Origin of the sequence: Streptomyces sp. AgN23 (genome assembly GCF_001598115.1) — a bacterium.
In the GTDB taxonomy this organism is placed as follows: Bacteria; Actinomycetota; Actinomycetes; order Streptomycetales; family Streptomycetaceae; genus Streptomyces; species Streptomyces antimycoticus.
Genome location: NZ_CP007153.1, coordinates 7,963,279 through 7,978,512, shown reverse-complemented (window position 1 = coordinate 7,978,512; position 15,234 = coordinate 7,963,279). Strand labels below are relative to the sequence as shown.

General features: G+C 74.6%; 11 protein-coding genes. 7 read left to right on the top strand and 4 right to left on the bottom strand.

Features of this window, described 5'->3' with window-relative positions; all coding sequences use genetic code 11:
• Positions 1 to 3 precede the first annotated feature (3 nt).
• On the bottom strand, positions 4 to 849 hold the full coding sequence (locus AS97_RS34605; RefSeq protein WP_210566227.1) for a TetR/AcrR family transcriptional regulator: 846 nt from the start codon (positions 847 to 849) through the stop codon (positions 4 to 6).
• A gap of 92 nt (positions 850 to 941) precedes the next feature.
• Here AS97_RS34605 and AS97_RS34600 point away from each other — a divergent pair, with 92 nt between their 5' ends.
• Positions 942 to 1,805 carry an NAD(P)H-binding protein gene (locus AS97_RS34600; RefSeq protein ID WP_210566226.1) on the top strand — a complete coding sequence of 288 codons (864 nt, stop codon included), beginning with the start codon at positions 942 to 944 and terminating at the stop codon, positions 1,803 to 1,805.
• A gap of 44 nt (positions 1,806 to 1,849) precedes the next feature.
• Here the strand turns inward: AS97_RS34600 and AS97_RS34595 are convergent, their stop codons facing one another.
• Positions 1,850 to 2,686, bottom strand: coding sequence for a hypothetical protein (locus AS97_RS34595; protein WP_247204580.1), 837 nt, complete (start codon positions 2,684 to 2,686; stop codon positions 1,850 to 1,852).
• Between the two features lie 106 nt (positions 2,687 to 2,792).
• Between AS97_RS34595 and AS97_RS34590 the strand changes: the two genes are divergently transcribed.
• A complete protein-coding gene (locus AS97_RS34590) occupies positions 2,793 to 3,554 on the top strand; it encodes a Sir2 family NAD-dependent protein deacetylase (protein ID WP_210566225.1) in 762 nt (253 codons plus the stop codon).
• 72 nt (positions 3,555 to 3,626) lie between these two features.
• Here AS97_RS34590 and AS97_RS34585 read toward each other — a convergent pair whose 3' ends face one another.
• Together AS97_RS34585 and AS97_RS34580 are read right to left on the bottom strand one after the other, a co-directional pair.
• The gene (locus AS97_RS34585) at positions 3,627 to 4,130 is read right to left on the bottom strand and encodes a methylated-DNA--[protein]-cysteine S-methyltransferase (protein WP_059141895.1); all 504 of its coding nucleotides are present in this window, start codon (positions 4,128 to 4,130) and stop codon (positions 3,627 to 3,629) included.
• A 152-nt stretch (positions 4,131 to 4,282) separates the two neighbouring features.
• Positions 4,283 to 5,758: a DNA-3-methyladenine glycosylase 2 family protein gene (locus AS97_RS34580; RefSeq protein WP_059141894.1), complete on the bottom strand. Its 1,476-nt coding sequence runs from the start codon at positions 5,756 to 5,758 to the stop codon at positions 4,283 to 4,285.
• Positions 5,759 to 5,911: 153 nt separating this feature from the next.
• On the opposite strand from AS97_RS34580, the gene AS97_RS34575 reads away from it, so the two are divergent.
• The 5 genes from AS97_RS34575 (at position 5,912) to hemC (ending at position 15,224) form a co-directional block, all read left to right on the top strand.
• Complete coding sequence (locus AS97_RS34575) at positions 5,912 to 6,355, top strand: CU044_2847 family protein (RefSeq protein WP_269138034.1); 444 nt, start codon at positions 5,912 to 5,914, stop codon at positions 6,353 to 6,355.
• Positions 6,356 to 6,358: 3 nt separating this feature from the next.
• Complete coding sequence (locus AS97_RS34570; RefSeq protein WP_059141892.1) at positions 6,359 to 8,542, top strand: trypsin-like peptidase domain-containing protein; 2,184 nt, start codon at positions 6,359 to 6,361, stop codon at positions 8,540 to 8,542.
• 100 nt (positions 8,543 to 8,642) lie between these two features.
• Positions 8,643 to 9,638 (top strand): MoxR family ATPase, encoded by a 996-nt coding sequence (locus tag AS97_RS34565; RefSeq protein ID WP_247204579.1) that lies wholly within the window; start codon positions 8,643 to 8,645, stop codon positions 9,636 to 9,638.
• A 6-nt stretch (positions 9,639 to 9,644) separates the two neighbouring features.
• Complete coding sequence (locus AS97_RS34560) at positions 9,645 to 14,261, top strand: SAV_2336 N-terminal domain-related protein (protein WP_282615699.1); 4,617 nt, start codon at positions 9,645 to 9,647, stop codon at positions 14,259 to 14,261.
• A gap of 30 nt (positions 14,262 to 14,291) precedes the next feature.
• Positions 14,292 to 15,224: a hydroxymethylbilane synthase gene (hemC, locus tag AS97_RS34555; RefSeq protein WP_059141890.1), complete on the top strand. Its 933-nt coding sequence runs from the start codon at positions 14,292 to 14,294 to the stop codon at positions 15,222 to 15,224.
• Positions 15,225 to 15,234: the final 10 nt, after the last annotated feature.

Genomic DNA, 15,234 nt, shown 5'->3' with positions numbered 1-15,234 from the left:
CTCTCAGCCGGCCCGATGAGGGTGGGGGCCGGACGGGTCGGCGATCCGGTCGAGCCACTCCCGCAGGAGGCCGCGTTCGGACGCGGTCAGGGCGTCGGTCCGGGGCAGTGCGGCGCGGAGGGTGACGGCGGCCGCGACGGGTCCGGGTTCGGCGGCCGCGGGGGCGTCCGTGGTGATCGCGGCGATGGCCGCCTCGCGGGCGGTGCGGGACAGCTCCGGATCGCGGCGGTCCTCGGGCGTGGCGATGAGCGTGAGCGTCGTACCGCAGCCCGCCGCGTGGACGAGGGCTGCCGCGCGCTCCTCGGGGATGGCGAGCCGTCCCGCCTCGGCGATGCGCCGGATGAGCCGGGCGAGCATCTCGAAGGCGGCGACGGAGGCCGGCGAGGACACCCCGGGGCGGTGCCCGCCGTACATCAGCGAGTACAGCGCCGGGTTGGCCAAGCCGAGGCCGAGGTGCAGATCCCAGCCGGCGCGCAGGTCCTCGACCGGGTCCTCGGTGGGTTCCTCGGCGGTCTTGCTGCTCAGGTACTCCGTGAAGCCGTGGGCGACGACCGCGTCGAGCAGGCCCTGCTTGTCGCCGAAGAGCCGGTAGATGGTCGGCGGCTGCACCCCGGCGGCGGAGCTCACCGCCCGGGTCGAGACGGCGTCGGGCCCGCCCTCGGACAGCAGCCGGGCGGCGGCCGCGACGATGCGACCGCGGTGTCCGTCACGATCGCGGTGCGCCTCATGGCCACGGAGGGCGTCGTGGTCGCGGTGCGCGTCGTGGTCGCGGTGCGCATCGCGATCACGGTGCGCGTCCTGGGTCCCGGCGCGGCTCCCGTCCGCCGTGGTGACGTCCTCGCTCTCCATGCTTCCGACGATAACAGAATCGCGTTAGCGGTCATTCGTTTCCGATGATACGTTGCCAGCGATATCACTGGAAACAGCGAGGGGAGATCGCCATGATCATCGTTACCGGAGCCAATGGCCAGCTCGGCCGGATGGTCGCCGAGCAGCTGCTGAAGCGCGTCCCCGCCGGGGAGATCGGCGTCAGCGTGCGCGACGTGGAGGCGGCACGGGACCTCGGCGCGCAGGGCATACGCGTCCGCCGGGGCGACTTCGACGACCCGGAAACCCTCCCCCACGCCTTCGAGGGCGCCTCGCAGGTCCTGATCGTCTCGACGGGCACCACGGGCGAGGCCGCCGTCCGAGGCCACCGCGCGGCCATCGACGCCGCGGCGGCGGCCGGGGCCAAGCGGATCCTCTACACGAGCCATATGGGCGCGAACCCGTCCTCCCCCTTCCACCCGATGCCCGACCACGCCGCCACCGAGGAGGCGCTGCGGAGGTCCGGTGTCCCCTTCACCTCGCTGCGCAACGGCTTCTACGCCTCATCGGCGCTGGAGCTGGTCAGGGCCTCGCTCGAGACGGGCGTCCTGGCCGTGCCCGCGGACGGTCCGGTCGCCTGGACCGCCCATGCCGACCTCGCCGACGCGGCGGTCCTCGCCCTCACCGGCGAGGTCCTGGACGGCCTGAGCCCCGCGCTCACCGGGCCCGAGGTGATCGACATGGCCGGTATCGCGGAGATCCTCACGCGGGTGACGGGCCGCCCGATCCGCCGGGTGGTCGTCTCCGACGACGACTATCGCGCGCAGTTGGTCACCCATGGCGCGCCCGCGTCGGCGGCCGACTTGCTCGTCGGTCTCTTCGCCGCAAGCCGCCGGGGCGACTTCGCACCGGTCGACCCCACGCTCGCCGACCTGCTCGGTCGGCCCACGGTGCGCCTGGAGGACTACCTGAAGTCGGCTGTCACGCCGCCCCGGTGACGTAGCGAACGAAACCGGGCCCGCTCGCCCCGCCTCCCCCGGCGTCAGCGCTCGGCGGCGTCCCATTGACTGCCCAGCCAGCCGCCGTGGCTGTCGAGGAGGGCGACCAGGGAGGCGGCCACACGGTCGTCCCACCAGTCCGCCACGACCGTGAGCTCGAAGGCGGCTCCGGGGCCGCTGTGGAAGTCGAGGACGATCCGGCGGTCCAACCGCCATCGGGTGCGGCGCGGGGTGCGGGCGGGGTCGCCGCCGCCGTTGAGGATGCTGCCGATCACGATCAGCAGTTGGAGGGGGAGGAACAGCCACCACACCCCCCACCAGATCGGCCGCCCCTTGAAGCCGACGGCGGGCCGGGAGCCGGTCTGCTGGACGGTCCAGCGGGTGCGGAGGCCGCCCTTCATCGCCGGGCGGCGGGTGACGAGGGCCAGGGGTTCACCGACGGCGCCCAGGACTTCATAGGCCGCCGGGCCGCCCCTGGTGGCCGACTTGGTCACCACCTGCGCGAACACCTGCCCGCGGTGGGGATCTGCCCAGAGGGTGAACGCGCGGGTGCCCTCCTTACGGGCGGCACGGTATTCGGGGAGGCCGCCGCCGGGCGGGTTCCGCCGCTCGGGGAAGGCCAGCGGGCGGCTGGTACGGCCGCGGCGGGCGGGACCGTCGGAGATCCGTATCGCCCAGGGGACGCCGCCGTCCTGGGCGTGGCCCTCCGGGGCGTGGGCCTCCGGGGCAGAGGCTTCCGGGACGTGGCTCTCCGGGACGTGGGCCTCCGGAGCAGGCGTTCCCGGAGCAGGCGTTCCCGGGGCGTGGCCCTCCTGGGCATGCCCTTCCCGCGCCTCGTCCTCCTGTGCGTCGTGGCTGGTCAGCCACAGGAAACGCGCCATTCCCCCACTCTCCCCGTCCGCCGCGTCCGTCCCGGTGCCGGGCGGACTCTACCCGTCCGGAGAAAGCCGCTCGCCGTCGGCCGCGCGGCGTACGTACGCTCGCCGCATGAGCAGCGAGACAACGCACCGGCCGCTGGTGGCGATCCTGAGCGGGGCGGGCATCTCCACCGACTCCGGAATCCCCGACTACCGCGGCCCGCAGGGGCTTTGGCGGCGCGACCCCGAGGCCGAGAAGCTCGTGACGTACGAGTACTACATGACCGACCCCGAGATCCGGCGGCGCTCCTGGCAGATGCGGCGCGACAGCGAGACGCTGCGCGCACGGCCCAACGGGGCGCATGAGGCCGTCACCCGGCTGGAGCGCTCGGGGGTGCCGGTGCGGGTGATCACCCAGAACGTGGACGGGCTGCACCAGATCGCCGGAATGCCCGCGCGCAAGGTGCTCGAACTGCACGGCACCGCGCGGGCCGTGCTGTGCACCCACTGCGAGGCGCGGTCCGGGATGGAGGAGGCGCTGGAGCGGGTCGCTGCGGGCGAGCCGGATCCGACGTGCCAGGACTGCGGCGGGATCCTGAAGTCGGCCACGGTGATGTTCGGGGAGAACCTCGATCCGGAGGTGCTGACCGAGGCGGTCGCGGTGGCGCAGGCGTGTGAGATCTTCATCGCGGTCGGCACCAGCCTCCAGGTCCAGCCCGCGGCCTCGCTCGCCGGGCTGGCCGCCGAGCACGGCGCCCGGCTGATCATCGTCAACGCCGAGCCGACGCCGTACGACGAGCTCGCGGACGAGGTCGTCCGCGAGCCCATCAGTACGACCCTGCCCGCCCTGCTGGACCGCATCGCCGCGGGCGACGGGGGCACCGGCGGCTGAGCACCGGGCTCGGAGGGGTCTCGGGCTTGAAGGGGGTCCCGGGCTCGAAAGGGGTTCCCGGGCTCGAAGGGTTCAGAAGAGGCCGGGCAGCCGCTGCCGCGCCTCGAACTCCAGCAGCCGCCGCTTGCGGTCCAGCCCGCCGCCGTAGCCGGTGAGGCTGCCGCTGGAGCCGACGACGCGGTGGCAGGGAACGATGATGCCGACCGGGTTCTTGCCGTTGGCCAGGCCCACGGCACGGGACGCGGTCGGCTGCCCGATGTGGTCGGCCAGCTGCCCGTACGACCACGTCTCGCCATACGGGATCCGCCGCAGCTCGGCCCAGACGCGCCGCTGGAACGGCGTGCCGTCCAGGTGCAGTGGCAGGTCGAACGCGGTCAACTCGCCCTCGAAGTAGGCCGCGAGCTGGCGGACGGTCTCGGCGAAGGGCGCGTCGTCGGGGTCGCCGGGCGCGCCGAAGGTCTCCTCGGGTGGACGGTGGCGCTGCTCGACCATGTAGAGGCCGGACAGCTCCGGGCCGGTGGCCACGAGGGTGAGCGGGCCGTAGGGGCTGTCGACGACGGTGTGGGTGCGATTCACGAAGTCCTCTCGGGTGCGGGTTGGGCGGCTTCTCCGGGTGACGGGCTGCCGTTTCGTTGCCGGGTGCGGGCCGGTGGCCGGTTTGTGCCCAGCCGTTCCTCCCCCCGGCTACCGCTGGGAGGTGCCCCCGCGGAACGATTGCCCACAAACGGTCAGGCCGTGGGCAGGCGGTTGATGGCGTGGGCGGCGTCCGTTGCCCAGAGGTACTGGACGGCGTACGCGCGCCAGGGGCGCCAGCGCGTCGAGTGGCGGGTGAGGGCGCCGGGCGTGGCGGGCAGCCCCAGTTCGGCGGCGGCGCGCCGCACCCCGAGGTCGGTCGGGACGAAGGCGTCCGGGTCGCCGAGGGCACGCATCGCGATCACTTCGACGGTCCAGGGGCCGAGCCCCGGCAGCGTGCCCAGGGCCGCGCGGGCTTCGTCCCAGTCGCTGCCGACGCCGAGCGCGACCCGGCCCTCGGCGAGCGCGCCGACCAGCCCGGTGAGGGTGGCGCGGCGGGTGCGGGGCATGGCCAGCGTCTCGGGGTCCAGCCCGGCGAGGGCCTGGACGGACGGGAAGAGGTGGGTCAGGCCGCCCGCCGGGTCCTCCACCGGCTCGCCGTGCGCCGCGACCAGGCGCCCGGCGTGGGTGCGGGCGGCGGCCGTGGACACCTGCTGGCCGAGCACGGCGCGCACCGCGAACTCGTCCGCGTCCACCGCGCGCGGCACCCGCCGCCCCGGGGCCTTGTCGACCAGCGGCGCCAGCTGAAGGTCCGTCCGCAGCAGGTCGTCCACGGCGGCCGGGTCCGCGTCGAGGTCCAGCAGCCGCCGGCAGCGGCTGATCGCCCCGGCCAGGTCGCGGAGGTCGGCGAGGGAGAGCTGGCAGGCGATGTGATCCGGGCGCGGGCTCAGGGTGACCACCCCGGGCCCGTACGGCAGCCGCAGCGTCCGCCGGTACGCGCCGTCGCGCCACTCCTCGACCCCGGGGACGGCGGTGGCGGCCAGATGCCCGAAGAGGTTGTCCGGGCACAGCGGCGCCCGGAACGGCAGCCGCAGCGTGAGCGCCCCCGGCACGCCGGCCCGCGGCCCGCGGCCGGCCCGCTGCCGCAGCTCGGTCGGGGAGAGCGCGAAGACCTCCCGTACGGTCTCGTTGAACGCGCGGACGCTGGCGAACCCGGCCGCGAAGGCGATGTCCGCCATCGGGAGCGCGCTGGTCTCGATGAGCAGCCGCGCGGTCTGTGCCCGCTGCGCCCTGGCCAGCGCGAGCGGGCCCGCGCCGAGCTCGGCGAGCAGCTGCCGCTCGACCTGCCGGGTGCTGTATCCCAGGCGGGCCGCCAGGCCCGGCACCCCGTCCCGGTCCACCACGCCGTCGGCGATCAGCCGCATGGCCCGCGCGACGAGGTCGGCGCGCTCGTTCCACTGCGGCGACCCCGGGCTGGCGTCCGGACGGCACCGCTTGCAGGCCCGGAAGCCCGCCTGCTGGGCGGCCGCGGCGCTGGGGTGGAACCGCATGTTCTCGGCCTTGGGCGCGACGACCGGACAGCTCGGCCGGCAGTAGATCCCGGTGGTCACGACGGCGACGAAGAACCACCCGTCGAAGCGGGCGTCCTTCGCCTGGGCGGCGCGGAGGCAGCGGTCGGTGTCGGTGTGCATGGGTCCAGCATCCGTCAGCGGGGCGGGTGCGTTCTCGCGGGAATCCGACATTGACCTCAGCGGGCGACGTCCGCCCGCGGCGCCCCGCGCCATGTCCCCGTTCCGGCGGTGTTTGGTGCGAAGGGGCAGACCGGGGGCCTGATGATCGGCATGATGAGGAAGGTGACGGAACACCGTGAGATACCCCTGGCGAACGGCACCACCGTACGGCTGGAACTGGCTCCCGTGGGGGATGCCTCCCTGGAGGACGCGTACGGCGGCGTCGGCGGCGTGACCCCGGTGGCGCGGGGCGCGCAGGCCGCGGCCGCCCTCGCCAACGCCAGTCTGGGCGTCATCCTCCAAGGGCTGGGGTCAGTGCTGGAGGACGTGCACGACGCCGTCCGCTCGACTCCCCATCCGCCGCAGGAGTTCACCGTGCAGTTCGGGGTGCAGGTCGGCCAGGACCTCAAACTGGGCATCGTGGGTGCCAATGGGAACGCCAACTTGACGCTCTCGGCCACCTGGAGGCCGTCGGAGCAGCCCGAGCCGACGGTGCCGCCGCAGATGCCACAGATGCCACAGCCGCCACAGCCGTCCCGGCCCGGCCCCTCGGCCTGAGCCATGGGGTGGTTCCACGCGCACGGGTCCCTGTCGCGGCCCGCCGTATCCATTCTCGCCAAGGCCGACGGAAGACCGGCGGGCGCGGGCGTCCTGCTGCCCCGCCGCCATCTGCTGACCTGCGCTCATGTGGTCAACAGCGCCCTCGGAAAGGACCGGCTGGCCCCGGATCACCCGGGCCCGATCGCCGTTCCCGTACGGCTCCACGGACCGGAGCACACCGTCGAGGCCGAGGCCGAGCTGGCGGTATGGATACCTCCCCGGACCGACGACGGCGGCCTGGGCGCCTTCGAGTGGAACGGCGACCTCGCCGTGCTACGGCTGTCGGCCACTCTGCCGCCCGCGATCGAGCCGCCGCGCTGGCACCCGATGGCGCAGCGGCAGCTCGTACGGGCCTGGCACGGCAGCGGTGAGCCAGGGGTCTTCGCCGATGCCGAAGTGAGCGAATGCGACGGGCGGTTCGGCTACTTCGACGGCGCCGAGCGCGCCCTGGACATCGAACCCGCCTACAGCGGCGGCCCGTTGTGGTCCAACGAGGAGGGCGCCGTCGTCGGCCTCGTGACGGCGAAGCTCCGCATCCAGGGGACGCTGCGCCGCGCCTGGGGGATCCCCTGGCAGCGCGTGGCGCGGGAGCTGCACGACGCCGGGGCGGGCCATCTGCTGCCACGTCAGCCCGAGGAGGACGTACGCGACCACCCGGGCTACGCGGAGCTGGTCTCCCTGCTGGACGGGCCGCTGCCGCTGTCCGAGGGCTGGATACGCTCCTGCCGGACGGTCGCCCGGCAGTGCGGCCTCGGCCATCGCGCGGACGGCGTGCCCTCCGCCGACGAGTTCGCCCATCTGCTGCTCACCCGGGGGCGTGCGCTGCCCGCGCTGGTCGAGGCGGTGCGCGGCACGGCGGGGGCGGCGGCCGACGACCTCCTCGCGATCGGACGCCGTTGCGGTCTGCCCAAGCTGCTCTCGCCGGGTGAGCACGAGCGGCTGCTGGTCCTGCTGCGCGCCCTGCCCACGGCCGCCGCGGCCGGTGTCCCCGGGGCCGTACGGGCGGCGCTGCCACTGGCGGCCCTGCCCGCGGCGCTGCTCACCGGCCACGACGGCGGCCACGGTGATGAGGACGGGAACGGCGCCGGCCCCGCCGGTCGGTTCGAGGCTCTGATCGCCCATCTGGAAGGGCTGCACGGCGACAGCTCGCCGGTCGACGACGGGGTCCTGGCCGTGCCGGGCCTGCTGCGCGCCGTGGAGTTCGTGGCCGCCGGGTGCTGCCCGGCGGACCAGCGCATCGCACTGCGGCGGTGGAACACGGCGGTCGCCCGCCGCCTCGGCGTCCATGACGCCGCCATGACCGAACGCCGCCTCGAGGCCGAGCAGTGGGCCCAGAGCGCCTCCCAGGGCTCCGCGCCCCGCGTCGTGGCGAAGCTGGACCCCTGCGGGGCCCCATCGGGCGGCACGTCGGCGACGGCGCGCGAGGAGCCGGAGCGGTACCGGCTGCGGCTGTGGTGCGACGACGGGGACGGGCTGCGTCAGGTGTCGGACGACAGTGAACGGCCGCGCGGTGCCGAGGAGGTGGCCCAGGAGATCTTCGCGGCCGTGGGCTCGCTGCGCCGCCCCGACCCCTCGGGGCCACGGCCCGTCATCGAACTGATCGTGGACCGGGACGCCCTGGAGGTGCCCGTCGACCGCTGGAGGGCCGCCGGGCCGGGCGCGGTGCTCCCCATGCGGCTCGGCACTCCGTACCCCCTGGTCGTCAACTGCCCCGAGCTGCGGGAGCTGAACGGCGGCACGATGCTCGACCAGTGGCGGGAGCGCTGGGCCCGGCTGGACGCCGAGGAGCCCGTGCACATCGACGACGCCACGGCCCCGGACCCGGAGGCGGTGTGCGGGCTGGTCATGGAGCGGCTCACCGCCCGGGTCACCATCGATGTGGCGGCCCACCGGCGCACCGGTGTGGTGCAGATGTGTCTCGCCGCGGGCATTCCGGTGGTGCTGTGGGACCGGAGCGGGGAGGAGGGTTCCCCGGCCGTGCGCCACGCGGCGGGGGTGAGCGCCCGCGAACTGCCCGAAGCGGTACGGACCTACCGCACGAGAACACTGCAGAGACCCGAGGAGTACAGCGGGCGGCCGGTGCTCGCCTGGGCCGACGCCGGGCGGGCGCTGCCACGGCTGGACCTCGCGGACCCCACGGAGTGACGGTGGGACGCGGTGGCGGTGCTGGGCGGGGACGGCGAGGCGTGATGACGGCAGGAGGCGCGCGATGTCCGCTGAGGCGGGCCGAAAGGGAGGTTCCCCGATGAATCCACGGGAACGGCACGACTGGCGGCTGTTCCGGGGGGACGGCGTGCCCCGGCGCGTGGAGATGCCACCCGCCCCGCCGTGGCGCCGCTTCGGCGGCGGAGAGCAGGCGGCCCCGGACACGGGAGCCCCCGACAACGCGCAGGGGTCGCCCGCCTCCGGCCCGGCGCCGTATCTCATCTCGCCCGAACACGCCGACGTGGTCAACGCCGCCCTCCACCTCCGGCGCCCGCTGCTCGTCACCGGCAGCCCGGGGACCGGCAAGTCCTCGCTCGCGCGGGCGATCACGCATGAGATGGGGCTGGGCGAGGTGCTGCGCTGGCCGGTCAACAGCCGTTCCACCGTGCAGGACGCGCTCTACCGCTACGACGCGATCGGGCGGCTGCGCGAGACGGCCCTGACGCGCGACCGTGGCGAGACCGAGCCCGACATCGGCAGCTTCGTACGGCTCGGGCCGCTGGGCACCGCGCTGGTGCCGAACGGACGCCCCCGGGTGCTGCTCGTCGATGAGCTCGACAAGGGCGATGTCGACCTGCCGAACGACCTGCTGACCGTCTTCGAGGAGGGCGAGTTCGAGATTCCCGAGCTGGCCCGGCTACCGGAGGACCAGTCGGTGGTGGAGGTGCTCACCGCACGGGCGGGCGAGCGGGCCACGGTGCGTCGGGGCCGGCTGGTGTGCGAGGAGTTCCCGGTCGTGGTGATCACCAGCAACGGCGAGCGCGACTTCCCGCCCGCCTTCCTGCGCCGCTGCGTACGGCTGGAGCTGCCCACCCCCGACGAGGGGCGGCTGCGGGCGATCGTCACCGCGCATCTGGGGGACGACGCGCTGGAGGAGGTCGATCAGTTGCTGGACGCCTTCCTCCGTCGGCGCGCGGCCCGCGAGCTGGCGACCGATCAGCTGCTGAACGCCGTGTTCCTGCGGGCGGGCGGCATGGACGTGACGGCGGACGGGCTCCTGGAAGCGGTGCTGCACCGGCTGGGCGGGGCGGTGTAACGACGCATGAGCCGGGGTGACGCGGGGCGGGGCGGCGCGGGGCAGGGCGGCGCGGGGCGGGGCGGCGCCGAGCGGTTGGGCCGACTCGATGAGGCCATCGCGCTCCTCGCCTCCAGCGGTCTCGAACTCTCCAGGGAGGAGCTGCTCGACGCGCTCTGGCTGGCCGGGCGGCTGCCCGAGGACGATGCGGAGCGGGCGCCCCTGGCCCGCGCGGTGACAGGTGGCGGGACGGCGCTGCCCGCCCAGCCCCCCGTATCCACCCGCTCCTCCGCCGTCCCGGCCTCCCCCGCCACGCCCGCCCACCGGACCCCCGAGCCGGCCGCCCAACCGGCCACGCCCGTCCCTCTCCCGCATCGGGCCGATCACTTGGCACCCGGCGCCCAGCCGTCCGGCCCCGCCGAGGCGCATCCGGACGATCCGCCGGACCAGCCCCGCCCCCGCCCCCATGGCGATCAGCGGCTGCGCGGCCTGTACGGCGCAAGCCAGGGCCCCGATGCGGAAAGGGCGTCCGACGCGCGGCGGGCACTGCCGCTGCGCGTGCCGGAGGACAAGGCGCTGCGCCAGGAGCTGTCCATCGGCCGTGCCCTGCGCCCGCTGAAACAGCACCGCCCCAATCCGCTCAAGCGGGAGTTCGACGAGGCGGCCACCGCCACGGCGCTCGCCGAGACCGGTCTGCCGGACGTGGTGACCCGCCCCGCCCGTGAGCGCTGGCTCGATCTCGCGCTCGTCATCGACGACGGGATGTCGATGCTGCTGTGGCGGCGGCTCGCCGTCGAACTGCGCACCGTACTGCAGCGCTCGGGCGCGTTCCGCGTCGTACGCGTCCTCGGGCTGCACACGCGTGGCACCGCCGCCCCCGCGCTGCGCGCCCGGCCCTACGCCCCGGACGCGCCCAGGCTCCCCACGACGGCGCTCTCGGATCCGTCCGGGCACACGCTGGTGCTCGTGGTGAGCGACGGGGTGGGAGGCGCGTGGCGCGACGGACGGATGGGCCAGGTGCTGGCGCGCTGGGCGGGGGTCGGCCCCACGGCGGTGGTGCACGCGCTGCCGCCCCGGCTGTGGGAGGGCTCCGGGATCCGGGCGCGGCGCTGGCAGGTGCGGACCCGCAGACCGGGCTCGGCCAATACGGACTGGACGGTCGCGGATCCGGTGCTGCCCGCCGCCCTGGCGCGTTTCGAGGGGGTGCCGGTGCCGGTGCTGGAACCGGACGCCGGGCCGCTGGCCGACTGGGCCCGGCTGATCGCCTCGGCGAGCGGTACGGCCGTCCTGCCGCTGCTGGACCCGGGGCGCGGCGGCCCCCGCCCCGCCCCGGCCACCACCGTCCCCGGGACCGCCGCTACCCCCGCCCCGGCCGATGAGCTGAGCCGTGTCCAGCGCTTCCGGGACGCGGCGTCCCCGGAGGCGTACCGGCTGGCGGCCCATCTGGCCGCCGTGGCCCCGCTGCCGGTGCCGGTGATGCGGATGGTGCAGAAGGCGGTGGACGGCCGGACGGACACCGGCCGTCTCGCCGAGGTGTTCCTGGGCGGCCTGATGCGCCCCGTCGCACCGCCCGCCTCGGCGGGACCGGACCCGCTGCCGCCCGAACACCGCCCCTTCGCCTTCGCCGACGCGGCGCAGCGGGCCCTGCTGGGCGCGGTGCCGCTGTCCGAACTGGTCGCGACCAGCCGGCTGATCGGCCACCGTCTTGAGCAACTGGCGGGCCGCTCCCCCGACTTCCCGGCCTGGCTGGCCGACGCGCGCGGCACCGACCGGCTCCCGCCCGGCGCCCGGCCCTTCAGCTCGGTGGAGCGACGGCTGGCGGCCCGGCTGGGGGCGCCGTCGCTGCCGTCGGCGTTCGCGACCCCCACCGCGGCGCAGGAGTGGCGCCGCCCGGAACCCGGTGACCCATACGTGCTCGGGCCGTACCGGCTGACGATGGCCGGGCCGCCGGGAGCGCGGGTCAATCCCTTTCTGGGCCAGGACGCCCACGGTGCGGTGGCCATCGTCCGGATCGCCCGCCATCTGCGCGGACAGCGGGCCGCCGACCTGCTGGGCGTGGAGGCGGAGGCACTGCGCCGGATGGACGGGCGCTACACCCGCCGTCTGCTGCGCACGGGGCTGGGCGACGACGTTCCGTGGCTCGCGGAGGAAGCCTTCATCGGGGACCGGCTGGACTACGTCCTGCGCGGCGATGCCGAGCGGTGGGACGACCGGCTGGACGTCCTGCGCGGCGACGCCGAGCGTTGGGACGACCGGCTGGACGAGGCCACCCGTACCGACCCCGGGCGGTGGGACGGGCTCACCGCCCTCGCGCTCGCCCGCCAAGTCGCGGACGCGGTACGGCTGTCCGAGGAGGCGGGCATGGTGCACGGTGACCTCACCATCAGCACGGTGCATGTCGCCGGGGCGGACATCCTCCTGACCGGCTGGTCATCGGCGTCCATCGACGGTGTGCCGTCCCCGGCACTCGGCGGCGACCGCCCGCCGACCCCCGAGGACAACGTCAGGGCGCTGGGCGACATCCTGGTGAGCCTCGGCGGCGGGGCGCCGACGCGTCGGCCCGCCCCGGGGCTCTATTTCATGCCGCGCTGGAGCAGTGCCGGTTGGGAGCCGCTCCGTACCCTGGTGATGTCGTGCCGGGAGAGGCCCCACGGCCACAGCGCGCACGAGGTCTGGGAGTTCCTCATGCACTTCCGGCCGGAGGCCGGAACACCGGAGCCCCGCGCCCGACGCCCCCGGACCGAGCGGCCCATCGTCTGCGCGCAGTGCGGCAGTCCGCTTGCCCCGCACGACCGCTTCTGCGATACCTGCGGTTCGGATATCTTGACGACCCCGCCATCGTCGGCGCCACCCGACTCCGCTCGCGCCTCCCGCCCGGAGCCCGAGAGCGGCCTGCCGTCGATCAACGCGTATCGGGCCTACCGCAGGCTGGGCGGCAGTCAGGGGTACGGCGTCTATCTGGCCCGTCGGCCGGGCGCGTCGAACGATGTGGTGATACGCGTCGCCCCTGGCGGCACCGCCCAGGGGATCGGGCGGCGGCTGCGGGCCGAGGCGGACGCGCTGCGGCGGATGGCCGGGCACTATGCCCCTCGGCTCTTCGTCGACGCTTCCTCGCTCAACCCTCCGGGGCTCGTGGTGGAATGCGTCCGGCTGCCCGACGGCTCACCGGCCCCACCGCTGTCCTCGCTCATGGGCCGAAGGCCCGACGGCTCGCCCTGGTTGGGCGCCGAGCGGGCCGCCACCGTCGGCCTCCGTATCGCCGAAGCGGTGAACATGTGCTCGCTGAAGGGCGTCGTGCCCGGGCCCCTGACGGCGGACACCGTGCTCGTCACCGACAGCACGGTGAAACTGATCGGCTGGAGCGATGCGCACGTCGGCGACCGCCTCCCGGGAGCTGCCACCGCCGCGGACAGCGTCTACGCCCTGGGCCAGATCCTCCGCGACCTGAGCGACGCGCAGCCGACCGGGGAGCTCATCCGCACCATGGGCCTGTGGCGCAACCCCCAACTGCTCTCGACCATCTCCGCCTGTCTGGACGACCGGCCGGGCAGGCGCCCGTCGGCGGGGCGGGTGGCGGACGTCTTCGTCCAGTGCCTGACGACCATGTCGACGTCGACGTCGATGCAGATGCCGATGCAGATGCCGTACGAGGCCGGGACCTCGGACACCCCTCAGCCGGCGGCCGAGACGCCGGATGATGCCGAGCCCGAGTCCCCGGCGGCCCCCGGGCCCGCCCCCACGACCGCTCCCGAGCCGCCGCCGAAGCCGTCCGGGCCCTCGTTCACCCGAGCCCTGCGGTCCCTGTTCCAGCGCGGCGGGAGCGCCCCCGAGGCCGACGTGGGGCACCCGCTGGAGCAGGTGCGCCTCCCCCGCACCGACAGCTGCCACCTCGCGATCATCAGCCGCGCGGTAGGGGCCGGTCGCACCACCACGGCCATCGCGCTCGGCGATGTCCTCGCGAGCGCGCACCGGGGCAAGGTCATCGCACTCGACGCGATCCCCGGCGGGGACGCCCTCGGCCGTCGCGTTCAGCGTGAGAGCCAGGCGACCATCCAGGATGTGGTCCAGGCCGTCCTCGACTCCGACACCACCGACTTCAGCTCCGTCCGGCGCTTCACCTCACAGACCCCCAGTGGGCTCGAGGTTCTCGTCGGCGACCCGCGCCCGTCCCTTCCGCGGAGCCGCACACCCGAGGTGAACAACCGCGAATACCGCGCTGTCATCACCGCTCTGCGCCGGCGCTATCCGGTCATCCTGTCCGCTTCGGACACCGGTGGGCTCCGCGACGTCGTGCCCGAGCTCCTCGACCTCACCGACCAGCTGATCATCGTCACCAGCCCCTCCGTGGAACGCATGAGGAGCGCGCACACGACCCTGGACCGGCTTATCCAAGGCGGACGCGGGGACCTCGTCGAGCGCGGCATTGTGGTGCTCAACACACATCGCGAATACCCTCCGGCAGACCCCGAGCGCCTCGCGGTGGGCTTCCGGGTCCGCTGCCGCGGCGTGGTCGTCGTGCCATACGACCAGCATCTGGCAGCTCCGGGCGAGATCGACCTCCACCGGCTGGCGCCCAGGACCCTCGACGCCTACCTCGAAATCGCGGCGCTGGTCGCCGAGGGCTACCCCGAAGCCGGGGATTGAGCGGGCCGCGGAGGGCCTATCCTCTACGCCATGTCCGCCGATTTGATCCGCATCGTCTCCCGCTCCTCCCCCATGGCCCTCGCTCAGGTCGAGCGGGTCCGCGCCGAGCTGGCCGCGCTGCGGCCGGGCATCCGTACGGAGGTCGTGCCGGTCACCACCTCCGGGGACCGCTGGATGGGCGATCTGGCGAAGCTGGGCGGGAAGGGGGCGTTCACCAAGGAGGTGGACGCCGCGCTGCTGGCGGGCGAGGCGGACCTCGCGGTGCACTGCATCAAGGACGTGCCCGCCGACCGCCCGCTGCCCGCGGGCACGGTCTTCGCCGCGTACCTCAAGCGGGACGACATCCGCGACGCCGTGATCCACCCCGAGGGGCTGACCCTCGACCAGATGCCCGCGGGGGCCCGGATCGGCACCTCCTCGGTCCGGCGCGTCGCCCAGCTGGCCATCACCCACCCGGAGCTGGAGTGCGTGCCGATGCGCGGCAACGCCAACCGCCGGCTGGCGAAGCTGGACGCGGGCGAGTGCGACGCGCTGATGCTGGCCGTCTCGGGGCTGGAGCGGATCGGCCGTACGGACCGGATCAGCGAGATCCTGCCGGTGGACACCATGTGCCCGCCGATCGGGGCCGGTGTGCTGGGGCTGCAGTGCCGCGAGGACGACACCGAGACGATCGAGGCCGTGGCCGGGCTCGGCGACGCCGACGTCTGGAAGGAAATCAGCGCGGAGCGGATGCTGCTGCACGTGCTGCAGGGGCACTGCAACTCCCCCATCGCGGGCTATGCCAAGGCCGAGCGCGACGGCCGGCTCTCGCTGCGCGCCCGGGTCTTCAGCCCGGACGGCAAGACGGTGCTGGACGCCCACGAGTGGGCGGGCCCGCTGGACCCGGCCACGCTGGGGACCTCGGTCGCGGTGGCGCTGTTGCGGCAGGGCGCCCGCGAGGTCATCGACACCATCCCGCACTGAGGCGGCCGCG